This window comes from Pseudomonas sp. H3_E04 (genome assembly GCF_054668915.1).
Window position 1 is genome coordinate 4,235,233 of the sequence record NZ_CP162797.1, and the last position, 23,094, is coordinate 4,258,326.

22 protein-coding genes are annotated in these 23,094 nt (G+C 58.7%); 8 read left to right on the forward strand and 14 right to left on the reverse strand.

Features of this window, described 5'->3' with window-relative positions; genetic code table 11:
- The 11 genes from tssH to tssA all read right to left on the reverse strand — a co-directional run bounded on the left by tssH (nucleotide 1) and on the right by tssA (nucleotide 11,546).
- The gene (tssH, locus tag AB4N53_RS19240; RefSeq protein ID WP_460122359.1) at nucleotides 1–2,658 is read right to left on the reverse strand and encodes a type VI secretion system ATPase TssH; all 2,658 of its coding nucleotides are present in this window, start codon (nucleotides 2,656–2,658) and stop codon (nucleotides 1–3) included.
- A gap of 11 nt (nucleotides 2,659–2,669) precedes the next feature.
- Nucleotides 2,670–3,677, reverse strand: a complete 1,008-nt coding sequence (tssG, locus tag AB4N53_RS19245; protein ID WP_024014824.1) for a type VI secretion system baseplate subunit TssG — start codon at nucleotides 3,675–3,677, stop codon at nucleotides 2,670–2,672.
- On the reverse strand, nucleotides 3,641–5,428 hold the full coding sequence (gene tssF, locus AB4N53_RS19250) for a type VI secretion system baseplate subunit TssF (protein ID WP_039757337.1): 1,788 nt from the start codon (nucleotides 5,426–5,428) through the stop codon (nucleotides 3,641–3,643). Before tssF ends, tssG begins: the two co-directional genes overlap by 37 nt.
- A gap of 59 nt (nucleotides 5,429–5,487) precedes the next feature.
- Complete coding sequence (locus AB4N53_RS19255) at nucleotides 5,488–5,802, reverse strand: hypothetical protein (protein ID WP_460122362.1); 315 nt, start codon at nucleotides 5,800–5,802, stop codon at nucleotides 5,488–5,490.
- Nucleotides 5,803–5,999: 197 nt separating this feature from the next.
- The gene (locus AB4N53_RS19260) at nucleotides 6,000–6,206 is read right to left on the reverse strand and encodes a hypothetical protein (RefSeq protein ID WP_259740476.1); all 207 of its coding nucleotides are present in this window, start codon (nucleotides 6,204–6,206) and stop codon (nucleotides 6,000–6,002) included.
- Entirely contained in the window at nucleotides 6,203–7,006 is an 804-nt protein-coding gene (locus AB4N53_RS19265; protein WP_460122364.1) for a hypothetical protein, read from the reverse strand. Before AB4N53_RS19265 ends, AB4N53_RS19260 begins: the two co-directional genes overlap by 4 nt.
- Nucleotides 7,003–7,515, reverse strand: coding sequence for a PAAR domain-containing protein (locus AB4N53_RS19270; protein WP_460122366.1), 513 nt, complete (start codon nucleotides 7,513–7,515; stop codon nucleotides 7,003–7,005). The genes AB4N53_RS19265 and AB4N53_RS19270 overlap by 4 nt, the downstream gene beginning before the upstream one ends.
- An 11-nt stretch (nucleotides 7,516–7,526) precedes the next feature.
- Complete coding sequence (gene tssE / locus AB4N53_RS19275) at nucleotides 7,527–7,934, reverse strand: type VI secretion system baseplate subunit TssE (protein WP_007920274.1); 408 nt, start codon at nucleotides 7,932–7,934, stop codon at nucleotides 7,527–7,529.
- Between the two features lie 9 nt (nucleotides 7,935–7,943).
- Nucleotides 7,944–9,419 carry a type VI secretion system contractile sheath large subunit gene (tssC, locus tag AB4N53_RS19280; RefSeq protein WP_460122368.1) on the reverse strand — a complete coding sequence of 492 codons (1,476 nt, stop codon included), beginning with the start codon at nucleotides 9,417–9,419 and terminating at the stop codon, nucleotides 7,944–7,946.
- Between the two features lie 28 nt (nucleotides 9,420–9,447).
- Nucleotides 9,448–9,951, reverse strand: a complete 504-nt coding sequence (gene tssB, locus AB4N53_RS19285; protein ID WP_016772498.1) for a type VI secretion system contractile sheath small subunit — start codon at nucleotides 9,949–9,951, stop codon at nucleotides 9,448–9,450.
- 32 nt (nucleotides 9,952–9,983) lie between these two features.
- Complete coding sequence (tssA, locus tag AB4N53_RS19290) at nucleotides 9,984–11,546, reverse strand: type VI secretion system protein TssA (RefSeq protein WP_024014827.1); 1,563 nt, start codon at nucleotides 11,544–11,546, stop codon at nucleotides 9,984–9,986.
- 700 nt (nucleotides 11,547–12,246) lie between these two features.
- On the opposite strand from tssA, the gene AB4N53_RS19295 reads away from it, so the two are divergent.
- From AB4N53_RS19295 to AB4N53_RS19320, 6 genes are all read left to right on the forward strand, one after another.
- Complete coding sequence (locus AB4N53_RS19295; protein ID WP_460122370.1) at nucleotides 12,247–14,271, forward strand: type VI secretion system Vgr family protein; 2,025 nt, start codon at nucleotides 12,247–12,249, stop codon at nucleotides 14,269–14,271.
- Entirely contained in the window at nucleotides 14,268–15,116 is an 849-nt protein-coding gene (locus tag AB4N53_RS19300; RefSeq protein ID WP_460122372.1) for a DUF4123 domain-containing protein, read from the forward strand. The genes AB4N53_RS19295 and AB4N53_RS19300 overlap by 4 nt, the downstream gene beginning before the upstream one ends.
- Nucleotides 15,113–15,904: a hypothetical protein gene (locus AB4N53_RS19305; RefSeq protein ID WP_460122374.1), complete on the forward strand. Its 792-nt coding sequence runs from the start codon at nucleotides 15,113–15,115 to the stop codon at nucleotides 15,902–15,904. The genes AB4N53_RS19300 and AB4N53_RS19305 overlap by 4 nt, the downstream gene beginning before the upstream one ends.
- Nucleotides 15,901–16,737, forward strand: coding sequence for a hypothetical protein (locus tag AB4N53_RS19310; protein ID WP_460122376.1), 837 nt, complete (start codon nucleotides 15,901–15,903; stop codon nucleotides 16,735–16,737). Before AB4N53_RS19305 ends, AB4N53_RS19310 begins: the two co-directional genes overlap by 4 nt.
- Nucleotides 16,734–19,064 (forward strand): lipase family protein, encoded by a 2,331-nt coding sequence (locus tag AB4N53_RS19315; protein WP_460122378.1) that lies wholly within the window; start codon nucleotides 16,734–16,736, stop codon nucleotides 19,062–19,064. The genes AB4N53_RS19310 and AB4N53_RS19315 overlap by 4 nt, the downstream gene beginning before the upstream one ends.
- Before the next feature lie 83 nt (nucleotides 19,065–19,147).
- The gene (locus tag AB4N53_RS19320) at nucleotides 19,148–19,516 is read left to right on the forward strand and encodes a DUF2388 domain-containing protein (protein WP_460122380.1); all 369 of its coding nucleotides are present in this window, start codon (nucleotides 19,148–19,150) and stop codon (nucleotides 19,514–19,516) included.
- A gap of 113 nt (nucleotides 19,517–19,629) precedes the next feature.
- Here AB4N53_RS19320 and AB4N53_RS19325 read toward each other — a convergent pair whose 3' ends face one another.
- From AB4N53_RS19325 to AB4N53_RS19335, 3 genes are all read right to left on the reverse strand, one after another.
- Nucleotides 19,630–19,905 carry an HU family DNA-binding protein gene (locus AB4N53_RS19325; RefSeq protein ID WP_003213368.1) on the reverse strand — a complete coding sequence of 92 codons (276 nt, stop codon included), beginning with the start codon at nucleotides 19,903–19,905 and terminating at the stop codon, nucleotides 19,630–19,632.
- 190 nt (nucleotides 19,906–20,095) lie between these two features.
- Nucleotides 20,096–21,244 (reverse strand): NAD(P)/FAD-dependent oxidoreductase, encoded by a 1,149-nt coding sequence (locus tag AB4N53_RS19330; RefSeq protein ID WP_460122382.1) that lies wholly within the window; start codon nucleotides 21,242–21,244, stop codon nucleotides 20,096–20,098.
- A gap of 19 nt (nucleotides 21,245–21,263) precedes the next feature.
- Nucleotides 21,264–21,431 (reverse strand): rubredoxin, encoded by a 168-nt coding sequence (locus AB4N53_RS19335; RefSeq protein ID WP_003177199.1) that lies wholly within the window; start codon nucleotides 21,429–21,431, stop codon nucleotides 21,264–21,266.
- A gap of 200 nt (nucleotides 21,432–21,631) precedes the next feature.
- Between AB4N53_RS19335 and AB4N53_RS19340 the strand changes: the two genes are divergently transcribed.
- Together AB4N53_RS19340 and ubiA are read left to right on the forward strand one after the other, a co-directional pair.
- Nucleotides 21,632–22,192: a chorismate--pyruvate lyase family protein gene (locus AB4N53_RS19340; protein WP_460122384.1), complete on the forward strand. Its 561-nt coding sequence runs from the start codon at nucleotides 21,632–21,634 to the stop codon at nucleotides 22,190–22,192.
- Nucleotides 22,192–23,082 (forward strand): 4-hydroxybenzoate octaprenyltransferase, encoded by an 891-nt coding sequence (ubiA, locus tag AB4N53_RS19345; protein WP_460122386.1) that lies wholly within the window; start codon nucleotides 22,192–22,194, stop codon nucleotides 23,080–23,082. The genes AB4N53_RS19340 and ubiA overlap by 1 nt, the downstream gene beginning before the upstream one ends.
- The last annotated feature ends 12 nt before the right edge of the window (nucleotides 23,083–23,094 follow it).

A 23,094-nucleotide genomic window follows, 5' to 3' on the forward strand; every position in this document is an offset into this window, starting at 1 on the left:
TCAGACGAACTCGCAGGTCACGCTGGAGTTGCCGTCGAGCGTGGCATGCACACGCTTGAGGCTTTCGCCGGTCGCCATCGCGTCGAGCAGACGATCAGCCACCAGCGGCAGCACGTGCTGATCGAGCAAATGGTCAATCAGGCGCGCGCCGCTTTCGCTTTGCGTGCAGCGCTCGGACAGGTGATCGACGAGGTTCTGGCACCAGCTGAACTCCAGCTGACGGCGGTTCAGGCGCTCGCCGAGACGGCCGAGTTTGATCTCGATCAGCTCGCGCAGCACAGGACCGCCCACCGGGTAGTACGGCACCACTTTCATCCGCGCCAGCAGCGCCGGTTTGAAGTGTTTGCTGAGCACCGGACGAATGGTTTCTTCGAGCACTTCAGCGGTCGGACGTGCGCCGTTTTCGCAGAGGTCGCTGATCTTGTCGCTACCGAGGTTCGAGGTCATCAGGATCAACGTGTTGCGGAAGTCGATCTCGCGACCTTCGCCATCGTTGGCCACGCCTTTGTCGAAGATTTGGTAGAACAGGTTGAGCACGTCCGGATCAGCCTTCTCGACTTCATCGAGCAACACCACCGAATACGGCTTCTGACGCACGGCTTCGGTGAGCATGCCGCCCTCGCCGTAACCGACGTAGCCCGGTGGCGCACCGATCAGGCGCGAGACGGTGTGCTTCTCCTGGAACTCGGACATGTTGATGGTGGTGATGAAGCGATCACCGCCATAGAGCAAGTCAGCGAGGGCCAGCGCGGTTTCGGTCTTGCCGACGCCGCTCGGGCCGACCAGCAGGAACACCCCGACCGGTGCGTCAGGCTTGTTCAGACCGGCAGCGGTGGCGCGCATCGAGCGATCCAGTGCGTGCACGGCTTGTTCCTGACCACGGATGCGCGTGCGCAGGTCGGTGGCGAAAGTGGCGACCTTGGCGTTGTGCTCGCGGGCCAGTTGCGCCAATGGCACGCCGGTCCAGGCGCTGATCACTTCGGCGACCAGACGCGGGCACACTTCGAAGCTGACCAGACGCTCTTTGACTTGCGCAGCGGTCAACGCGGCGTGGGTTTCATGCAACTGGGCTTCCAGCGCTTCGACGCTTTGGCCTTCTTCAACCTCGGCGACCACGGTTTCAATCACCGTGCCTTCGGCGTCTTCTTCCACGCTGACGGTCGGCTCGACAGCTGCAGCCTCGCGGGCCTTCGCCAGTTGCTGACGCAGTTCCAGCAGACGCTCGGCGAGCTCTTTCTGCTCAGTCCACAGGGTCTCGAGCGCAATCATCTCGCTTTCGGCTTCGTCCAGCCGCGCTTCCAGTGCCTCCAGCGCTTCGTGGTCGATCAGCAGGCCGGCCTCGGCATCGCGACGCAGGGCCTGGCGCTGACGGCCGCCTTCAGCCAGTTCGCCACGCAGGCGTTCAAGGCTTTCCGGGGCGGCGGCGAGGCTGATGCGCACGCGGGCGCACGCGGTGTCGAGGACGTCGACAGCCTTGTCCGGCAGTTGCCGACCGGCCAGGTAACGCGCGGACAACTCAGCAGCGGACACCACCGCGTCATCGCGCAGATAGATGCCGTGGCTCTTCTCATAGACCTGAGCCAAGCCACGCAGGATGGTCACTGCTTCGCTGACAGTCGGTTCGTGCAGTTGCACGGGCTGGAAGCGACGGGCCAGCGCCGGGTCTTTCTCGAAGTATTTCTTGTACTCGGCCCAGGTGGTCGCGGCGATGGTGCGCAGTTCGCCACGGGCCAGCGCGGGTTTCAGCAGGTTGGCTGCATCGGAACCGCCGGCATTGCCGCCCGCGCCGATCAGCGTGTGGGCTTCGTCGATGAACAGAATGATCGGTTTCGGCGAGGCTTTGACTTCGTCGATCACGCCTTTCAAACGGCGCTCGAATTCACCTTTGACGCTGGCGCCGGCCTGCAACAGGCCCATGTCCAGCGACAGCAATTCAACGCCTTTGAGCACCTGCGGTACTTCACCGGCAGCGATGCGCGAGGCGAGACCTTCGACGATGGCGGTTTTACCGACGCCGGCCTCACCGACGACGATCGGGTTGTTCTTGCGACGACGGGCGAGGATGTCGACCATCTGCCGGATCGCACCATCGCGGCACAGCACCGGGTCGAGTTTGCCGTCGCGGGCCTGTTGCGTCAGGTTGTGGGTGAAGCGCTGCAACAGCGACTCGCCTTGTGCCGCCGGCTTGCCATTGGCCGCCGGCTGCTCCTGTTGCGACAGGGCAAATTCCTTCAAACGATCGATGTTCAGCTTGGCGAGCAGCGGTTGATAGCGGCTGCCGGCATAACGCATCGGGTTGCGCAGCAACGCCAGAATCAGCGCGGCGTCCTCGACCTGGGTCTGGCCCAGTTCGAGGTTGGCCACCAGCAGCGCATCTTGCAGCCATTGCACCAGTTCCGGAGCAAAGACCGGGTTGCGCGAAGCGCTGTGCTCGACCCGCGACTGCAATGCAGCGGTCAGTTCACCGGCGTCGACGTCAGCATCTTGCAACGCGCGCGACAGCAAGCCGTTCGGGCGCTCGAGCAAGCCCAGCAGCAAGTCTTCGACGAGGATCTTGCTGCCGCCACGGGCGACGCAACGCTCGGCCGAACGCTCCAGATCACGACGGGTTTCGGCGTCCAGCGCCTGGATGAGTTGTTGCAGGTCTACGTTGATCATGGCTCACGTCCTTAATGAATTTTGCTGCCCAGGGTCACCACGCCGTCCGCTTTTTCGCGGCCCAGCCAACTGGTCCAACCGAGGCGACAGGCGTTCTGCTCACCGATGCGCAGTTCGCGGATTTCTTCCTGGCGCAGGACCAGGCGAATGTCGTAATCGAGCGGGTCACGCAAGGTGAACCGCACCAGCGCGCAAAGCGGCTGGTAACCGAAACCGATTGGCAGGAATTCATGGAATCGCTGCCAGTCGAGTTCGGTGATGTGAATGCGGAATTTGCCGCTGCGATCGCGCACGTGTTCGCCCAGCACCAGGTCTTCGCCGAGTACGCTGTTGGCGCGGCCCAAACGATTGCGCTGCTCGTCGAGGATTTCCACGCGGCGCTCGATGCATTGCTCGATGACCAGGTCTTCGTGCTTGAAGTAGTAACGCAGCACGGCTTCGATCAGCGCCGCCGAGTGCGCCCGCAAACTGAGCAGGCCGAGGTACGGCAGCAAGCGTTTCCAGTTGAGTTCCTTGGCCTTGCGGATCTCGTCGCCGCCCAGGCCGATCAGCGCGAACAGCTGCGCCGAGAACGGGTCGATCGCGCCGCTCTGGAAGCTCGCGCGGTAGCGGTACTTGCGCCAGATCGGCAGCATCAGTCGTTGCAGGCGATGGTGGAACAGGTCGAGGAAATTGCGCGTCGGGTTGCCGTCCTCGCTGTCGCCCAGGGCTTGTTCGCCATAGAACGCCGGCAGCGGCGAACCGGAGCCGACCAGGCCGATCAGGTTGAAGCGCATGCGCGCGCGCATCTTGCCGTGCTCTTCGAAAAACTCTACGCGATCGACGTCGCTGCGCGGAAAGCCCAGGCTCGGGTTGGCCTGGAACTCGACCTGGTCGTACAGATCGTCTTCGCTCAGATGCGGGTGTGCCTCGCGCAGCCGATCGATCACCAGCAGCACGGCCTGAAACAGCGAGTACTCGCGTATTACCTTGGTCAGCCCGCTTAAAGCAGAGGCTGCAGGCCCATACGTGGTGTCCATTGGTACACCTCTCCCTGTGTGCTTTTTACCCGCAGCTCATGGAATGAATTGAGACTGGCGTAAAGCGCGAAAAACTCGTTGAGAACCGAAGCGAAGACGAACAGGTCGCCTTCGCCGATATAGCCTTCCGGGTCGATGGTCAGTTCGGTGCGCAGACCGCGCACCGGCAGACCGCGATGCAGTCGGTCGACGTGGTGATGCTTGATGTGCTTGAGGCCGCCGAGCAGGCGTTTGCTGACCTTTTCCGCGTGCTGGTCGTAGTAACGCGGCAGGTCGTAGGTTTCCAGAATCACCTTCAACGCATTGACGTCCGCCAGCGACAGATAGTTAAGCGACATGTTGCTGATCAGCTTCCACAGGAAGTCACGGTTCAGCGGCGGCGCGAAGCTCGACGTGGCCGGGGTGATGTTGCGGAAACTGAGGAATTCCGGGGTCTGCTCGCTGGCCATGCAGATGTCGCCGAGCTTGAGCTTTTTCGGCAGGTTCTGGTTGGTGCACATCAGCTCGATCGACAGGGTTTCGTGGGCTTCGGTGTGGCGGATGCCGAAGCTCAGGTAAGTGTCGAGGCCGTCATGCAGCAAGGACGAACGCTGGCGAATGCTGTAATGCGGACGGCTGTTGGGCACGTCGAAACTCGGGTCGTGCTCGAAGGATTCGAACGGCACGTACTCCTGATAACCGAGGCCGCCGGGCTTCCAGCCAGTGACGGTTTCCACCGAGAACACACCGCAGTTTTCCAGGTCGTATTCCGCCGGCAGCAACAGGTACTCGTCCTGCTTGCCATCGAGACGAATCGGCAACGCGTCGTGCTCGAACAGATTGACGATCGGCGTGCAGAACAGCTTCACGTTATCGAGGGTCGGGCGCATGCGCATGATGCCGCTCTTGCGGATGTCGAAGCGCAGTTCGAGACCACGCATCTGCTTGAGCGTGTCTTCCGGCAAGGCCTTGAGAATGTCGAGGCCATTGACGTCGACGAAGAGGAATTTGTCCTGGAAGGCGAAGTATTCCTGCAGGTAGCGATAGCCACGGAAGGTGTTCAGCGGATACGGGATCAACGCTTCTTCTTCGGCAAAACCCACCGGTTTCACGCGGTCACCGGGAATCTTGAACGCCATCGGCTTGCCGCTGACGCCATCGATCGGCTTGCCGGCGCCGTCAAGCGGGATCAGTTCGATGCCATCAAGATTGCGCAGCAGGCTCAGGTACAACATCTGGCTGATGTAACGCTCGCCGGCAAAGTGCAGGCGCAATTTGCTCAGCTCCAGTTCGCCGAGGTGGCCGTCCGCGCTCATTTCCAGGCGCAGGCTGAGCAGTGAGCCATCGCCCTTCACCGAGTAATTCAGCGCGGCCAGATCCAGCGGCAACACCTCGGTCGGGTAGCAGGTGCGGAAACGGCAGCGCACGTCTTCTATCGGCTTGCTCTCGATCGGCGTATCGCGCTCAACCAGCAGCGCCGGCCCGGAACGCTTGAGCGGGTCGAACTGCAGAATGCTGAACGCCGGCAGCGGGCGCATGTAGTTCGGCCACAGCAGCTGCATCAGCGAATGGCTGAGCTCCGGCAGTTCGTCATCGAGCTTCTGGCGCAGGCGCCCGGTGAGAAACGCAAAGCCTTCGAGCAACCGCTCCACATCCGGATCCCGCCCGGCCTGCCCCAGATACGGCGCCAGCGCCGGACTACGCTCGGCGAAACGGCGACCGAGCTGGCGCAGTGCGGTGAGTTCGCTTTGGTAGTAGTGGTTAAAGGACACGGGGTACCTGCCTGAAAAATGAACTCATAAAAAAAACGCTTCGCCACCGAAATGCCGGTTCATTTTTTACCGCCGCGTTCTGCGGCGCACCACGTGGCATGGTCAAGACGATCAAACGACGGGCATGTATTGGATTTGCGAATGAATACGTAAGGCGTTGCGGGCTCGTAGGAGAAGTAGTAATAGTTCTCCCCATCCTCGCCATAGATCCAGTAATTCGACGACCCCTCATTGATCTCATAAGGCTCGAATGAAAAAATGGAGGATTGAGACGGAATAAAGTTAACACTATCCATCAACATCATGAGGGCATTTTGAAATACGTTTATCAGTGAAACCAGAGCCACGGCAAGAATCGCGATAGACAGCTTCATGAGCTTGCGCCTACATACTTCATCATTTGAATAATATAATAGAGTCGCACTCATCACTTCACCTTCCTCGATTCCCATATCACCAACTTACCATCATTAGGGGACATCCCCCTTTTTTGCAAGTCAGCAATTTTCGTGCGACTGGCACAATCGAGATTTCGAGAGAATCGCCAGTCTTCGACAGCCCAACTATCATCTCAAGCAGGTGTCTGGTTCAAATAAATACTTCCAATCACGTGCATAACCGGAATCATCATCACACACACGAACATCATGATTTTATGCATCTTCTTTTCCCTGACTCGCGAAAAAATCCCGGACAAGGCAACTACCAAGCAAATAATCGCTAAAGTGCCAAACAAATCGCTATCAGCCACTCCGGCCAAGTAACCTTGAATAGTCACTTATTGAACTCCATGAAATTCCATCGATAAAACAAAAAAATACTCAAAAAATCTTCGGCCATTGAGCCGGTGCTGAGATTTTTATAATTCCAACCTGCTCCGGCCTTTCGATAAAGCCCGGTCTCGATCAGCATGCCCGCGTACCCAGAGTTCTGCGGGTCAGCCATGTTTGAACCCATCCATTTCTGTATCGTTGTGACTGGACGAAAACTGGCACCAGAGGTATTTCCTTGGCGAATCTCAAGTTCCGTTTCTGTAATACGGACAACCATTTGAATGTGGTGCGCGAGATCACCAGGTCGATCCTTCGCCTGCGCTAGGATATCGCCAGGTAACAACCCTTCTACTGAATCCACTGCCAAGGTATTTTCACCGACTCGCTGCATGTCGGGAGCACCGTAAGTCAACATAACCATTTCACTGAATCCAAACATATTGGACGCATATCTGTCATGGTTCGCTGCGGTATAGTTCTCCATGTTACGGTAGGTCCGGACACCCGTTTTCAACTTGACTGGCAGCCCACGCTTGGACGCAAACTCACACAACACCCTGAGTGCAAAATCTTCGCATGTAAATCTATTGTTAGCGACTGCGCCTTCTCTGTTCCAATACTTTTCATTGATCAAAGTTTCAGCAATCAATGGCGCATCATTCTGAAAGTCAGCAATGTCTGCATCAGTCCAAAAAGCCGTTGTTTTCCAAAAAACCTTATAGGTCACTTTTTTGGGAGTCTTGTCCGCTTTCGGAGTCAAGGCAATTGAGCGTGCCATTAACGTCGACAGAACTTCTGCACTCATAGTGCCGCTCCATCGATCGCCGCGTGGAAGTCGAAAGTTTCACCCTCATTTCCTCCGACTAACTCGGTTCTGCCCATTGCATCACTTTGACCGGTGATGACTTTCCCTTTGGATGTTGTAATTTGATAGGGAATATCGGACAGCGGATTTCCATCTTGATCTTCCATAACCACGTGCTGTGTATGTGAAAACAGCATCAGCGGCAACGGCGGCACAAACGGCGCCGGCTTATGCGAATTGCCGATAATCACCGTTCCGGACCCAGCCGTGACCTTGTTGCCGTGAGATCCAACCGAACCTACTGTCGCAGCCGGTTTGCCGTTGATCAAAACGGTAGTGGCAAGATCGCCGACCAGCGCACCACCACACGCCGAGGCATCGCCTTGGCGGGCGGCCGCGAGGCCGTCGAAGAACACGTCGCCGGAACCGGCGGCGATCGGGTTGGTGCCGTGGCCAGGGAGCGGGCAAGCGGTGGGGTCGGATACGCGTGCTGCGGGTTTGCCAGACATCGGGGATCTCCTTAGGTGACCTTGACTTGACCGCTGCCATCCAGGCGCGCGGAGAAGCTGACCTGACGCTTGAAACCCTCGACTTCCAGCAAGCCTTCGATACTGAAGGCCAGGCGCAGTTGATCGTGGTCACGCGGCAGGGAAATGACACGCACGTTGCTCAGGCGTGGCTCGTAGGCTTCGATGAAGTTTTCGATGGCCAGACGGGCCTGACTCAGGGAGTCGTGCAGGCTCAGGCGCATGTCATTGAGATCGGGCAACCCGTAGTCGGCCAGCGTTTGCACGCTGCCGGCCCGGGTGCTGAGCATTTTGGCCAGATGGGCAGCCACTGACGCCATGGCGCAAGCCTCAAGGCTGTTGCCCTTGCGTAGTTGTGCGTCGCCGTTGAGGCGTTCGAACAGGCTGCCGTATCCGTCCATTAGTCGCTCTTACTCTTTGTCCAGCTTGCCAACCAGCGACAGGGTGAAATCGGCACCCATGTACTTGAAGTGCGGACGCACGTTCAAGCTCACGCGGTACCAGCCCGGCTCGCCTTCAACGTCACTGACGATCACTTGCGCAGCGCGCAGCGGACGACGGCCACGGACTTCGGCGCTCGGATTTTCCTGGTCGGCAACGTACTGACGGATCCACTTGTTCAGTTCCAGCTCGAGGTCGGTACGCTCTTTCCACGAACCGAGTTGCTCGCGCTGCAGCACTTTCAAGTAGTGAGCCAGACGGTTGACGATCATCATGTACGGCAGTTGGGTGCCGAGCTTGTAGTTCAGCTCTGCCGCCTTGCCTTCTGCGCTGATGCCGAAGAACTTCGGCTTCTGCACCGAGCTTGCGGAGAAGAACGCCGCGTTGTCGGAGCCTTTGCGCATGGTCAGGGAGATGAAGCCTTCCTCGGCCAGTTCGTATTCACGACGGTCGGAAACCAATACTTCGGTAGGGATCTTGGTTTCGATTTCGCCCATGCTTTCGAAATGGTGCAGAGGCAGGTCTTCGACCGCGCCACCGCTCTGTGGGCCGATGATGTTCGGGCACCAGCGGAATTTGGCGAAGCTGTCGGTCAGCTTGGTGCCGAACGCGTAAGCGGTATTGCCCCACAGGTAGTGCTCGTGGCTGTTGGCAACGGTTTCCTTGTACACGAACGATTTGACCGGGTTTTCTTCCGGATCGTACGGGTTGCGCAGCAGGAAACGCGGCACGGTCAGGCCAACGTAGCGGGAGTCTTCCGAAGTACGGAAGCTCTGCCATTTGGCGAATTGCGGGCCTTCGAAGTGGTCTTTCAGATCCTTCAGATCCGGCAGGCCGGTGAAGCTTTCCAGACCGAAGAATTTCGGCCCGGCGGCAGCGATGAACGGCGCGTGGGACATGCACGAAACGCTGGCCACGTACTGCATCAGCTTGACGTCTGGCGAGCTTGGCGACATGTAGTAGTTGGCGATGATCGCGCCCACCGGCTGACCACCGAACTGGCCGTATTCAGCGGTGTAGATGTGCTTGTACAGGCCCGACTGCATGACTTCCGGCGAATCTTCGAAATCGTCCAGCAGGTCTTCTTTGGAGACGTTGAGGATTTCGATCTTGATGTTTTCGCGGAAGTTGGTGCGGTCGACGAGCAACTGCAGACCACGCCACGACGATTCCAGCGCCTGGAAATCCGGGTGGTGCAGGATCTCGTCCATCTGACGGCTGAGCTTGGCATCGATCTCGGCGATCATGCGGTCAACCATGGCTTTCTTGACCGGCTCACCGTTGTTCTGCGGCTTGAGCAGCTCTTCGATGAACGCCGACACGCCACGCTTGGCGATGTCGTAGGCTTCGTCGTCCGGGGTCAGACGGGTTTCGGCGATGATGCTGTCGAGAATGCTGTATTCGCCGCTGGTGGCGCTCTTCTCTTGTGCTGCGCTAGTGCTCATTGTGTTGGCTTCCTTGGCTACTGGAGTCTCAGGCGTCCGGGGCTGCGGCGTTCAGGCCCAGCTCACCGAGTACGCGACCGCGGGATTCGTCGTCGGCGAGCACGCCTTCGATCGCTTTACGGAACGCAGGTGCGTTACCCAGCGGGCCTTTGAGGGCCACCAGCGCATCGCGCAGTTCCATCAGTTTTTTCAGCTCAGGCACTTGCTCGACCAGGCTGGCCGGGTTGAAGTCCTTCATCGAATTGACGCGCAATTGCACGGCCAGCTCTTCAGCCTCGCCATCTTCCTGCAGACGGTTCGGCACGCTCAGCGTCAGACCCAGCTCTTGCTTGGCCAACACTTCGTCGAAGGTCATCTTGTCGATGCTGATCGGCTTGCGATCTTCGATTTTGCGATCGTCCTTGCGGTGGGTGTAGTCACCGATTGCCAGCAGCTTCAGCGGCAGTTCAATCTCTTCCTGAGCTCCGCCGGTGGCGGGTTTGAAGGTGACGTTGATGCGTTCCTTGGGGGCTACCGAGCCTTCTTTGGCCATGGCTTTTCTCCTTGCGGTTGTGGCCCTGGGGCCTATTCGAGTACCACTTCGAGGTCGAGGTGGCACAGCCTGCGATAAATCTCTTCCTTGCTTTCACGTACGGCGTGATTCTGCGGCAACAACTCGCAGCAACTGTGCAGCAGGTGCAGCACTTGCAATGCAAGATCGGGCTCCCAGGCGTGCAGGCCTGAGTCCTGTAATGTCTGATCGAGGGTTTCGAGCTGGTTCTTGGCCAGTTCGTATTTCTTGGCCAGGAAGCACAGCCGGGCGAGGGTGAACTGCCAGAAGAACCGTTCGCGGCCACCGTGGGCCGATTGCAGACCCTGCTTGAGAATCTGCACGGCCGGCTTCAAGCCTTCCTTGCGCAGGATCGGCTGGACTTCCTCGAGGGCTTTTTCCCAGGCCGGCTGGGTTTCGACGTTCTCGCTTTCGACCTTGCGCGGCGCGCTGGCGCTTTGCAGGTGCGGCATGACGTTGGCGGCGATCCACGCCCGGGTGGACGGATCGGCAAACGGCGCGCCGTCATGGAAGCGCAACTCGATGATGCCCGGCAGGCGCTGAATCAAAAGCGCGAAGTGGATTTCCACTTCGCGCATGGCCAGCTCGGCGTTGAGGTTCTGGAGACATTCCCAGACCATCCTCTGGCCATCGAACCAGAACGGCGCCTTCGCCAGGCTCGCCTCCAGTTCCACCAGCAGGTCGGCGTATTTGCCCTGATCGAAACGGTCCTGATAGAGCTTGAGTTTTTCCAGCGGCAGGCCGCGCAGCACGGTGATCTGCTCGGCGTTGCGCTCGGGCACCGCGTCGATGGTCATCCACAACAGCGTGCGATTGAGGCGCAGGGCGCGCAGATCGGTAGCCTTCTGCTTGAGCCACCACGCGCACAACGGCCGGGCGCTTTCCTGCTGGGCACGCAGGGCTTTGTGCGCATCGCGTTCGTTGTCGATCGGCGCGCCTGGGGTGAGCAGCTGGGTCGCGGCCTGCTTGACCTGCGCCACTGCCGCGCCCACCACGCCCGGGGCCGGCTGGTTGTCGGCGGCACGCTGGATCATGGTTTTCAGGCGGCGGGAGATCGGCAGCAGCAGCGGCGCGTCATCGCCCAGATGTTCAGTGCACGCGGCCTCAAGACCGGCCAGGTGCTCGGAGAGCTGCCGGAACATCGGCAACTGCTCTTTGATCGCGATGTTTTCGGTGATGACCTGCTCGAGACGCGGCACCAGCCAGCCGATCGCGGCGGCACGGGTGCGGGGTTTGAGCGGGTGGACGTCGGCCCAGTTGTTTTCCGACAGATGGTGCAGCAGACCGAGGCCGGCAAGCAGCCCGGGGAAGGATTCGCGCTGGTACAGCGACCAGGTCAGCCAGGCGCCGACACGCAGATCCTTGGATTGGGTACGCAGCAGATTTTCGCTGTTTTCGCGGATTTTCAGCCAGTCGATCTGCCCGCTTTCGTGCATCGACGAAGCCTTGGCCAGCTCACTTTCAAGCGCCTCGAATTCGCTCGAAAAACGAACGTCTTCGCCCGCGAAATTCTCTTTGGAAACAGAGACTTTTGCGAGTTCGAGGTAATGGGCGGAAAGTTTGCTTGAGTAGGACATCCATGGCCTTTATTAAGGATTACAGTCATGCGCGCGAATGGAGTTTCAGCAACGCGGGACAGTATCGAAGAGCAGTTCAGCGACTCATCCAATTGAGATGTGCTCTTTCAAGTGGGCGCATCGTAATCACTATGATGGCCACTAGCAAGCATCTGATTAAACAACAAGACGAACTGTTCATTGAGGTCTGTAGGAGATCGCCCTATATGCCACAGGGGTTTCCCTGATGCCGTTTATTAATCAGCGCATTTTCCCGGCTCCCGCCAAACCATTGTTCCAGAGCCTCGGCCGCAGCCGGGCGAGTTTACCTGACGCCCGCACCCTCGAGCGGCGTGCAGCATGCCAAATTCAAAAAAAAATAGAAGTAGGACACTTCCGAAAATGACCGGGTTCCATCGAGAAGTTTGCAGCGACAACGATCAATGCAAAAAGTGCCACCATAATGATGGCATTTCATTATTCTGAAACTTTACTCCCCGCGCAAATACTGGCACTTCGATAGTTATCCACGCCGCTTCCTACAGATACTTCTCGCAGCCCGGCCAGTACTTCCACAGCCGGAATACTCTGACAAATGTCAGGGATACTTCTTACATCATTTAGTTTGCTGCGCCGTTAGCTTGCCCCGGCAACTTTTCATGCGCGGCGATCAGGGAGGAACCGCATCGCGCTTTGACTCACTTTGCTTAAGGACAAGCCCATGTTCGGCAAAGGCCATTGCGCGCCATTCTCACTGCACATCCCGACCATTCGCCACGACTTCAAGGTACTCGCGTTCACGGGCACCGAAGGCATCAGTCAGCTGTACGCATTTCGCATCGAGCTGGTGAGCGAGCAGGCGGATTTCGATCTGGAAAGCCTCCTCAGCCAGCCTGCATTTCTGCAATTCGGATTAGCGGGCGAAGGCATTCACGGGCGGATCGAAAACGTCATGCTCGGCGAGTCAGGCAAGCGCCTGAGCCGTTATGAGCTGACACTGGTACCGGCGCTGCATTATCTGCAACTGAGCCACGACCAGCGGATTTTCCAGCAGCTGACAGTGCCGCAGATCATCGCGCAAGTGCTCAAAGGGCATGGCATTCAACGCGATGACTTCACGTTCAATGTCGCCGCCCGTGAGCCGCGCGAGTACTGCACGCAATACGGCGAAAGCGACTTCCTGTTCATCCAGCGCCTGTGCGCCGAAGAGGGTATCGCCTGGCACCATCAACATTCGCTCGACGGGCACTTACTGGTGTTCAGCGACAGCCCGGTGTTCGCGCGCAAATTGGGCACGACACCCTTCAGGGTGGATAGCGGCATGGTTGCCGAACACCCGGTGGTCAACCACCTGACCATGGGCTTCAACACCCGTACCAGCACCGTCACCCGCCGCGACTATGACCTCAAGCGCCCAAGCCTGCTGCTGGAGAGCCGCTTCACCGCCGAATTCACGCCGGCTCTGGAGGACTATCGCTACCCACTGTTGATGAAGTCCGAAAAACACGGCAAACAGCTGGCGCGTCAGACGTTGGAGCGCCATCGCAGCGACTATCAATGGATTGAAGGCAAAAGCAATCAGGCGATTTTGCGCAGCGGTCACCTGTTCGAGCTGAGCGAACATCCCAGGGCCGACTGCAACGAGTTGTGGTTGTTGGTCAGTCTTGGTCACGAAGGCAAGCAACCGGCGGTGCTCGAAGAGGCTTTCAGCAGCGAGGCGAAACCTGCCGATGGTTTTTTCCAGGGCTATCGCAATACCTTCAGGGCCATTCCCGCAGAGGTGGTTTACCGTCCGCCTTTGCCCGCGCCAAGGCCCTTGCTGGTCTGCCAGACCGCACGCGTTACCGGGCCTCCCGGAGAAGAGATTTTTTGTGATGAATACGGCAGGGTTCGTGTCGAGTTTCCTTGGGATCGCGCTGAACGCAACAGCGAAAAAAGCAGCTGTTGGTTACGCGTAGCGTCCAGTTGGGCAGGTGACGGATTCGGCGCGGTGACCATTCCCCGGGTCGACATGGAAGTGGTCGTGACCTTCCAGGAAGGCGACCCGGACCAACCGCTGATTACCGGCTGCGTCGCCAACAAGGTCAATGCCGTCGCTCATCCCCTGCCAGCGAGTAAAACCCGCACGGTATTACGCAGCCAGAGCTCACCGCGCAATGGCGGCTACAACGAACTGTCGATCGAGGATCGCGCCGGGCAGGAGAAAATCTACCTGCGCGCGCAGCGCGACCTCGAGCAACTGGTCCTCAACGACAGCCGCAGCCTGATCACTCGCGACCGCCATGAGCATGTCGGCAATGACAGCACCAGTCTCATCGAGGGCAAGGATTCGCGCACTCATCAAGGACTGCGCAGCACCGTGATCAACGCCGATGACTTGTTGCAGGTCAGCGGCACCAGCAGCCAGACCTTGGGCGCTCTGGTAATCCAGGCCGGCCAGCAGGCGCATGTCACGGCAAGCAACGTGGTGATCGATGCCGGCATGAGCCTGACGCTGTCAGCGGGCGGACATCACATCGTGATCAATGCCGGCGGGATTTTCAGCAGCGTGCCCATTGTTCAGGGCGGCGCGCCACTGCCGGGTCTCGCACCGCTACAGCCGCTGCAGGTTGAGGCCGGTCTGCCTGCTGCGATCAACGCCACGCCGCTGTCGATCGTCAACAGCGCCCGCCAGCAGGCAGCGGATTTCTGCCCGCTGTGCGAAGCCTGCGCGGCGGGTCAGTGCGAGCTGGGAGAAGTCGCTTGAGCCCGGTCGAACAATGGTTGCACGCTCAGTCCCGCGCTGGCTGTGAACTGTATCTGATGCTCGACACCGACGGCCAAAGCGCAGAGCACGCTGCGTTGACCCGCGACCTCGGCACCGAGCGGTTTCGCCCGCTCTACAGCGGCACGGCGGCCGAGTTACTGGTGCCGACCGGCCCGCTGCTGTTGCAGATCGATACGGCGCAGCATCCCGCCATCCAGACCTTGCTTGCCACGTCCGAGCGCAATTGGGGCTGGCTGGCCAGTGCCCGTCACGTCGAACTTGACACGCTGGCGGCGCATTGGCGCGAGCGCCTGATAACCGGCGAACGCCCGAATCTGGCGGTGTACCGCGTGCATGACAACCGTGTTCTGGGCCGTGCGCTGGCGCACCTGCAACCCGAGCACCGCGCCGCGTTTCTCGGGCCATTCAACAGCGTTTGCTATTGGCACGCAGAACGATGGAACGCCATCGACAACCCGGACCCCGGCCACCACCCGCTGCCGATGGATCCGCCGTGGCTGCACACGCCGACCCCGGAGCTGATCTACGCCAACGTGCTGTTCGACAACACCCGCCGTTACCTGGTCGGCGAACACACCGAAGCAATGGCCACGCTGGCCGAACAGCTCGACGTCGATGAGTGGCTGTGGGGACTGATTCAACTGACGCACTTGTGGGGCTGGCAACAACCGGAGCAAGTGCATTTCTTGCTGACCCGCAGTTTGCAGTTACCGGGATATCGGCCAGGCAAATCATGGCTGCCCAAACCCGGTGAAGATCCGGCGATGCATTTTGAGCGGGTATATCAGGAAGCGTTGTATTGGCAGGGAGAGGTAGGTCGATGAGGAACTTGAAACGAGGGTTGCTGCTGAGTGGTTGCCTGGGATTGCTGGTGGGTTGTACGACGGTGAAGACCCCGAACACCTTTATGTTTGTTCCGGATTTTCCACCTGGATTCAAGTACGACCTGACGGCCACCTATATTCCGGCCAAGGGCCAAACATGCACAGTGCCTGGCGGGAGAAACACTCAGCTGGGATTCAACAAAACCAATATGAAGTACGAAGGGACTTCCGAGATCCCGCTTTACAGAACCGTAAGCGAATGTCCTCTGGCGCTGAATTACATCGAGATCAAGGTAATCGGTATTTATGGTTCAGGGCGAAGCAACTTCAGTTATGACTACGCCTCGATTGCTGTACGCCCGGAGCTGTTGGAACGACAGATAGGGACTTTCAGTGAGGACGGCAAGGGTGAGTTTTATGGTGAATGCAGGTGGTCATTCCGCACCGTCGGTCCACATCGTTCCCTGATCAAACTGCTGACCTGCAAAAACATGGATGCACAGGGAAACGTGCTGCGAACGAGACCTTCCACGGCGTACACATTGAATCAACTTGAGGGCAAAACGGTGACGCTGAAGGTCAGGCTGGCAAGTGAAGAACTTCCAGCCATCGGCGATACCTGGATAAAAGTACCCCGCGGCTGGAAGCGCTGTATGGGTGACAACTTCGAGGATCAATACGCCTTTTGCTACGGCAACGACAAAGATTTCAGCACTTTCAAAATGGTCGATGGGCGGGTTTGCACCATCTATCCGGGATGCACAGAAAACGCGGAAGAAAAGCCATGAACGACCGGAAAGAATTCATTCGGCGGCAAACGCTCCCGCGTATCAAACGAGCCCTCTTCGCCAGTACTCTCGGCGGTGTACTCGCTCTGACTTCAGGCTGTTCGGCGGTAGACAAGCCAAACTCCTTCACCTTTATTCCGGACTTCCCACCTGACTTCAAATACGAGCTCAAGGCTATCTACCTGCCTGCCGCAGGTGAAACCTGCCGCGTGCCAGGGAAGCCGGATTTCTGGGTGAGCTTTAATAAACCCACCATGGAATATGTAAGCACTGCGGAAATCGAGTTGTACAAAACCGTCAGCGATTGTCCGTTGGCGCTCAACAAAGTGGAAATCAAGGTCATCGGCTTTTATGGAAAAGGCCGAAACAACTTCAGCATGGACTACGCCTCGATTTTCGTGCGTCCAGAGTTGCTGGAACGATTAAAGGGCACATTCACCGAGGACGGCCTGGGTGAGTTTACAGGCGAATGCATGTGGTTTTTCCGGACAGTCAGCCCCAAGCGTAACCTAATAAAAATGTTGAGATGTAAAGGAATGGATCAAGAAGGAAATGTAGCCCGGAGCCGCCCTCATGGCGCGTACACACTGGATCAACTCCCAGGAAAAACCGTGAGATTGAAAATAAACCTAGCGAATGAAGAGCAACCTGGTTGGGGGGACACTTGGGTCCAGGTTCCTGGTGGCTGGAAGCGCTGTATGGGGGAAGGCTATGAGGACCAGCATGGTTATTGCAATGGAAATTATGAAGACTTCAGCACCTTCAGAATGGTGGATGGACGGATTTGCACCATCTATCCAAGCTGCAACGAAAACACGGACGAGACTCCATGAACGCTGAATCCTTACCGACAAGCGTTACCACCTTCATGCAAGGTGATATCCACGCCTGCCCGATGCGCGGGCATTCGACCAGTTTTCAATTGGTGAATGAGTTCGGAGATGGCACACCCTACGCCGGCTTGGCATATGAGATCACCGACTACGAAGACACCGTTCATACAGGAAAACTGGATGCGAAAGGCTGGGCAAAGGTAAACAACCACCATTGTGGCCCGGTAGTGCTCAAGCTGAATAAGCCTTTTCAAGGAGCAGACGCGCTGTATCGAGACTTGAGAAAAAGACTGGACTACCCCCTCCCCATTACCGAACTCCAAGTCCGCGCCGAAAAGACCCGCTTCTTCCATAAAACAGGTACTCGCACCCAGGCCAATCCGGCCAAGGACCTGCCCGAAACCGATGCGTACTGCCAGGTCGAAGTCAGTGAATTGGTAAAACACATCGCCCACCTGCCGCCGCTGGCTGCTCGTCGCGACCCTCCGAAAAGGGCGGCGCACAAGCTCATGCGATCGGCGGCGAAGTCCAGAGACTTCAAGCTCGTCGATAAAACCGCCGCGGATGGCGGACTGCACGCAATCCTGAGTCCGGCGGAAATGGCTACCGTCGAGCTGGGGTTTTCCCCGCCACCGCCCATGGGCGTCGCGCTGCTGCCGAACAAACACCATGTGCTGGAAGTACGGCCGATGAGAGCGCTACGACCAATGCTGTCGACAGGCGAGGCGTTCTGCGCGCTCAACCTTTATCAGTTATCGGTGATGGCGACGCTGAGCTACACCGATTTCGGACAGGAACCCAACACTCAACCGGTGCAGACCGACACAGTAAGCTTTCCGGTACAGCCCAGCAGCGGCAACTGGTTCGGCCACGCGCTGCCGCAGTTCGACGAGTTGTGGAAGGTCGATGACTCGCAAACGCAGAAATACTACCCACTGTACGAAGACGTGCCGTATTCGAAACGCCTGGAAGTGGTGCCGTTCGACCCGAATCTTTACCCCGAAGTGAATGACCCGGCGTTGGGCGACGAACAAGAACACCCGGCCAAGTTGCATTGTCTCGATGACCGTAACAAAGACAACAGTACTGATACCCAGGCCTTTATCTGCCACCACGACGATCTGATCCTGATCAGCGTGCGCGGTACTAGTGAATTCTGGCCCGACGGTCTGCGTGATGGAGATGCCTATCAGGTTCCGTTCCAGGAAGGAGAAGGCAAAGTGCACCGCGGTTTCTACGGTGGCGCTTTGGCGGCTTATCCATTCATCGTGACTTATCTGGAAAAATTCTACAGCGGGCAAAAGCTGCTGATCACGGGTCACAGTCTGGGCGGTGCAGTTGCATTGATCCTGTCCGAGATGCTGAGACGCAACCTGGAGTTCTCCCCGCAAATCGTGCTCTACACCTACGGCGCCCCCCGCGCTGGTGACACCACGTTCATCGAAAGCGCCAAAGCATTGGCCCACCACCGCATCGTCAATCAGAACGACCCGGTTCCGAGCGTTCCCGCCACATGGATGAATACTTTCGCCAAGCCTGGGCCGATGTACGCAACCAACGCCGTGGTGCTGGGCTTCAACCCGGTCGCCGGCCTCGGCCTGCTGATCTGGGGAATCATCAATTTCTTTGGCGACGACTATGGGCATCACGGTGCTTTGCGCCATTTCATGCCCGTTGAGTTCGACAAGGACCACCGATCCTCCCTTCTCTGGGAACCGGGTTGCAGCACGATCAACGATCACGGCTGCGCCAAGGCGTTGCGCGCTACCAACGGCTTGCCCGAACGCGAATCGTTTTTGCGGCAGTTGTTCTCCGCAGGTCACCACTCAATGGTCGGCAGCTACATCCCCGGCTGCTGGGCCAGCCTGCGCCGTTGGCAGGAAGCACTGCAGCTCAAGCGTTCGCTGGTGACCAATCGCGAATTCGAGTGGATCAGCAGCGCGCTGGAGAATATTCAGCAACAGCTGCGGGCCGTTAAGCGCGATCTGCAAAACAACCACCGTTCTTACGTGCGAGAGCAGGAGCGCGTGCACAAGACGCTGATGCTCAATCAGGAAATAGACAAGATCAGCATGACCAAGGCCCGCCTGACAGCGCTGCGCAGTCAACGGGTCACTGAGACCGACGTTTACGGCAGCTATGCCGACCAGCCCGAATGGGTCGAGGAAAGTCTGCTGCGCTGGAACGCCCACCCTGAAAACCTGGTTCAGGAGCAACTGGCGATGATCCCGCCAGCCGCTGAAGACCACGACGCCGCTATCGCCGCGATGACCGGTGGACATGCAGTTGGCGCGCCGTTTCAGCTGGATATTGATTCGATTGTTTAGCGCTCTGACGTAATCCTTTCTCGACTCAAAAAGACACGCAGTGCGCCTGGCGGCGCAATTTAGGACAAGGAGTTCAATTAGACATGGGCACTAGCTTTTTAAAAAAACGGATCACGGTTCCAGCCTTAATTTTGCTTTTTATCAGCACCTCTGTTGCGGCTGAAATGTGCATTGCAAAAATTTGCATGTTTAAAGGCCCATTATCATCAACGGGGGCTATGTTGCTCTTCACAACAACCGTGCCGTTTTATACGACGTCGGAAGAAATCAAAAGCCTTTCGAAGCACTATGTGCAAGCTGTAAGGGACGACGCCACTACCTATATCGCTACGGACGGAGAATTCGACGGGGCAATGCTTGAATCGGCATGGCGTGCATATCACCTTCAGAATACCGAGCAGAAATTAAGCAAGAGAGACTTTGCCCATATGGTTTTGGCTACCTACGGATAGCCATTAAATATCCGGACGGATAGCAGACGTACAAAAAATGGGCACCCGACCGCAATCGGTGTGCCCATTTTTCATTTGCGGTTCTCCCCGTCATTCAGGGGAGCACGCCGCCATCAAGGATTGACGCTGTCTTTCAACGATTTGCCTGGCTTGAACGCCACGGTGTTGCTGGCCTTGATCTTGACCGGTTCGCCGGTCTGCGGGTTTTTGCCGGTGCGGGCGCCGCGGTGGCGTTGCAGGAAGGTGCCGAAGCCGACCAGCGTCACGCTGTCCTTGCGGTGCAGGGCGCCGGTGATTTCTTCGAGGACGGCGTTGAGGACGCGGTTGGCCTGTTCTTTGGTCAGGTCTGCCTTTTCGGCGATTGCAGCGGCGAGTTCTGGTTTACGCATTAGTGAAGCCCCTTTGACGGTTTTTTGTTGTTATGTCCGTGCTGTTCTCGTTGGAACAGCGCCCAAGGCGCCGCAGGCTCTACTCTGCGGCAGACGGGAGTGAGAATGGCACGCCGCCAACGGCGGCGCCAGTCTCCCCACGACCTTTGTCGGGGCAAAAGAGCGGTGTTTACGACAGAACGACCGGCATTTACGCCAGCAGCGGCGGCAGCTGTTTGTTCAGGGCCAGTTTTTCCATGACCGCCCCGCCGGTCAGGGCGTAACCGAGCAACTGACCGTCGGCACTGTGGCACAGCGCTTTGATGTCGGCACCCTGCCCTTCGACGCTCCACATGCCTTCGCTGCCCCGAGGCGGCGGCGACACCACCAGCGGGCACACCGGAGTTTTCACGGTGATCGGCATCGGCCCGTAGCTGACTGCGGTCGGGTTTCCGGCGAGAGTTTGCGCCAGCGCGCGTGCGCAACTCATTAGCGGCATCACGTAAAGCAGGTTGAGCCCGTCGACTTCGGCGCAATCGCCCAAGGCGTAAATGTTGGCGTGGGAGGTTTTCAGGTAACGATCGACCATCACGCCGCGATTGACCTGCACGCCGGCAGCCGCCGCCAGATCGATGCGTGGACGCAGGCCGATCGCCGAGACCACCACATCGCACGGGATGATCTGGCCGTCGGACAGGTGCGCTTCCAGGCCATCGGCGACTTTCTCCAGCCGGGTCAGCACCGGGCCGAGGTGAAACTTCGCCCCGATACTTTCCAGCCCGGCCTGCACGGCCGCCGCCGCAGCTGGATGCAAGAGCATTGGCATCACCTGTTCGCACGGCGCGACCAGTTGAACTTCGTAGCCGCCGAGAATCAGGTCATTGGCGAATTCGCAGCCGATCAGCCCGGCGCCGAGCAACAACACCCGACGCTTGCCCGCTGCTGCGGCACGGAAGCGCGCGTAGTCTTCAAGATCGTTGATCGGGAATACCAGTTCTGCGCCGTCACCTTCGATCGGCACGCGCACGGTTTCCGCGCCCCAGGCCAGGATCAGATCGCGATAGGGCACGGCTTCTTCGCCGATCCACAAGCGCTTGTGGCCGGCGTCGATGCCGCTGATGCGCGTGTGGGTGCGCACCTCGGCTTTCAACTGTTCGGCCATGGCGCCGGGTTCGGCCATGCTCAGGCCGTCGGCGTCCTTGTTCTTGCCGAAACCGGTGGAGAGCATCGGCTTGGAGTAAGAGCGGCCGTCATCGGCGGTGATCAGCAACAACGGGGTTTCGCTGTCGAGCTTGCGAAACTCGCGGGCCAGGTTGTAGCCCGCAAGTCCGGTGCCGATGATGACGACTGGTGCGCTCATGCCTTACTCCTCTGTTTGCTTAGTTGATTTCAATCATTTCGAAGTCCATTTTGCCGACGCCGCAGTCGGGGCACAGCCAGTCTGCCGGTACGTCTTCCCAGCGGGTGCCCGGCGCGATGCCGTCATCCGGCCAGCCATCGGCTTCGTTATAGATCAGGCCACAGACGATACATTGCCACTTCTTCATTCAGGTACTTCCTCAGGGTTCAGGCGTAGTGCGGCGCGGACGGTCGATGGGTGCAGCGTTGCCATCCGGCTCAGGGCGTTTTGTACTGAGGGTGCCGGGCAGATGCAAGCCTGTTCGGCGCAACGGCGGCCGGCGCCGCTCGATCTTGTCGCCCGCCATGGTAAGCTCGCCGCCTCATTTGCGGCCAATAATGACTCATTGTGCAACATACAAATGCCTGCCCCGCCCCGCTCTGGCTGACCCAGGACTGCCTGACGCCCCGCCCCGATCCGTTGACCCTCGACTGGTTGTTCGACGAAGGTTCACTGACCCGCCGTTTGACCCGTTTGTCCGAGGACGGCTTCAGTGTATCGCCGCTGTTCGAAGGCTGGGACACCCTGCGCGCTGATGAATGCGCGGCACTGGAGCTGGCCGAGGGCAGCGAAGGCTGGGTCCGTGAGGTGTATTTGCGCGGCCACGGCGAGGCCTGGGTGTTTGCCCGCAGCGTCGCCTCGCGGGCGGCCCTGCAAGGTGACGGTTTGCACATGGATGAACTGGGCAGCCGCTCGCTGGGCGAGTTGCTGTTTTGCGATCAGGCGTTCCAGCGCCGCGCCATTGAAGTCTGCCACTACCCTGAACAATGGCTCCCGCCAGCGGTGAAAGCCCCTGAGCTGTGGGGCCGGCGTTCGCGTTTCGACCGTGGCGCGCTGAGCGTGCTGGTCGCGGAAATTTTCCTGCCGAGCCTGTGGGACGCCGTCCGCGCCCATCCGGAGAACTGCTGATGTATCAGAGCCTGCTCAAGTCCCTCAACCGTCTGAACCCGCGCGCCTGGGATTTCGTTCAGTTGACGCGCATGGACAAGCCGATCGGAATTTACCTGCTGCTGTGGCCGACGCTGTGGGCGTTGTGGATTGCCGGCAAGGGCTCGCCGTCGCTGGCCAACATCGTCATCTTCGTCCTCGGCGTGGTGTTGACCCGTGCCGGTGGTTGCGTGATCAACGACTGGGCCGACCGCAAGGTCGACGGCCACGTCAAACGCACCGCGCAACGGCCGCTCGCCGCTGGCCGGATCAGCTCCAAGGAAGCGCTGGTGTTCTTTGCCGTGCTGATGAGCATCAGTTTTCTGCTGGTGCTGTGCACCAACGCCCCGACCATCTGGCTGTCGCTCGGCGGTCTGGCGCTGGCGTTCACTTATCCGTTCATGAAGCGCTACACCTACTACCCGCAAGTGGTGCTGGGGGCGGCGTTTTCCTGGGGCATGCCGATGGCCTTCACCGCTGAGACCGGAGAATTGCCGGCGGCGGCGTGGCTGCTGTGGATCGCCAATTTGCTGTGGACAGTGGGCTACGACACTTATTACGCAATGACCGACCGCGATGACGACCTGAAGATCGGCGTGAAATCCACGGCGATTCTGTTTGGCGAAGCGGATCGGGTGATCATCCTCAGCTTGCAGGCATTGTCGCTGGTCTGTCTGATTCTGGCCGGGTCGAAGTTCGAGCTGGGGATCTGGTTCCACCTCGGCTTGCTGGTAGCTGCGGGGTGTTATGCGTGGGAGTTCTGGTACACGCGCAGCAAAGACCGCATGCGCTGCTTCCAGGCGTTTTTGCATAACCACTGGGCAGGGTTGGCGATATTTGTCGGGATCGTGCTGGATTACGCATTGCGCTGATACATGACACCT

Coding starts and splice junctions, on each gene's coding strand:
- AB4N53_RS19270 (WP_460122366.1), bottom strand. CDS start 7,515: ATGTCTGGCAAACCCGCAGCACGCGTATCCGACCCCACCGCTTGCCCG.
- AB4N53_RS19315 (WP_460122378.1), top strand. CDS start 16,734: ATGAACGCTGAATCCTTACCGACAAGCGTTACCACCTTCATGCAAGGT.
- AB4N53_RS19325 (WP_003213368.1), bottom strand. CDS start 19,905: ATGCGTAAACCAGAACTCGCCGCTGCAATCGCCGAAAAGGCAGACCTG.
- tssH (WP_460122359.1), bottom strand. CDS start 2,658: ATGATCAACGTAGACCTGCAACAACTCATCCAGGCGCTGGACGCCGAA.
- ubiA (WP_460122386.1), top strand. CDS start 22,192: ATGTATCAGAGCCTGCTCAAGTCCCTCAACCGTCTGAACCCGCGCGCC.
- AB4N53_RS19265 (WP_460122364.1), bottom strand. CDS start 7,006: ATGAGTGCAGAAGTTCTGTCGACGTTAATGGCACGCTCAATTGCCTTG.
- tssA (WP_024014827.1), bottom strand. CDS start 11,546: ATGTCCTACTCAAGCAAACTTTCCGCCCATTACCTCGAACTCGCAAAA.
- AB4N53_RS19335 (WP_003177199.1), bottom strand. CDS start 21,431: ATGAAGAAGTGGCAATGTATCGTCTGTGGCCTGATCTATAACGAAGCC.
- tssG (WP_024014824.1), bottom strand. CDS start 3,677: ATGGACACCACGTATGGGCCTGCAGCCTCTGCTTTAAGCGGGCTGACC.
- tssC (WP_460122368.1), bottom strand. CDS start 9,419: ATGAGCACTAGCGCAGCACAAGAGAAGAGCGCCACCAGCGGCGAATAC.
- AB4N53_RS19310 (WP_460122376.1), top strand. CDS start 15,901: ATGAACGACCGGAAAGAATTCATTCGGCGGCAAACGCTCCCGCGTATC.
- AB4N53_RS19330 (WP_460122382.1), bottom strand. CDS start 21,244: ATGAGCGCACCAGTCGTCATCATCGGCACCGGACTTGCGGGCTACAAC.
- AB4N53_RS19305 (WP_460122374.1), top strand. CDS start 15,113: ATGAGGAACTTGAAACGAGGGTTGCTGCTGAGTGGTTGCCTGGGATTG.
- AB4N53_RS19320 (WP_460122380.1), top strand. CDS start 19,148: ATGGGCACTAGCTTTTTAAAAAAACGGATCACGGTTCCAGCCTTAATT.
- tssB (WP_016772498.1), bottom strand. CDS start 9,951: ATGGCCAAAGAAGGCTCGGTAGCCCCCAAGGAACGCATCAACGTCACC.
- AB4N53_RS19295 (WP_460122370.1), top strand. CDS start 12,247: ATGTTCGGCAAAGGCCATTGCGCGCCATTCTCACTGCACATCCCGACC.
- AB4N53_RS19255 (WP_460122362.1), bottom strand. CDS start 5,802: ATGAAGCTGTCTATCGCGATTCTTGCCGTGGCTCTGGTTTCACTGATA.
- tssE (WP_007920274.1), bottom strand. CDS start 7,934: ATGGACGGATACGGCAGCCTGTTCGAACGCCTCAACGGCGACGCACAA.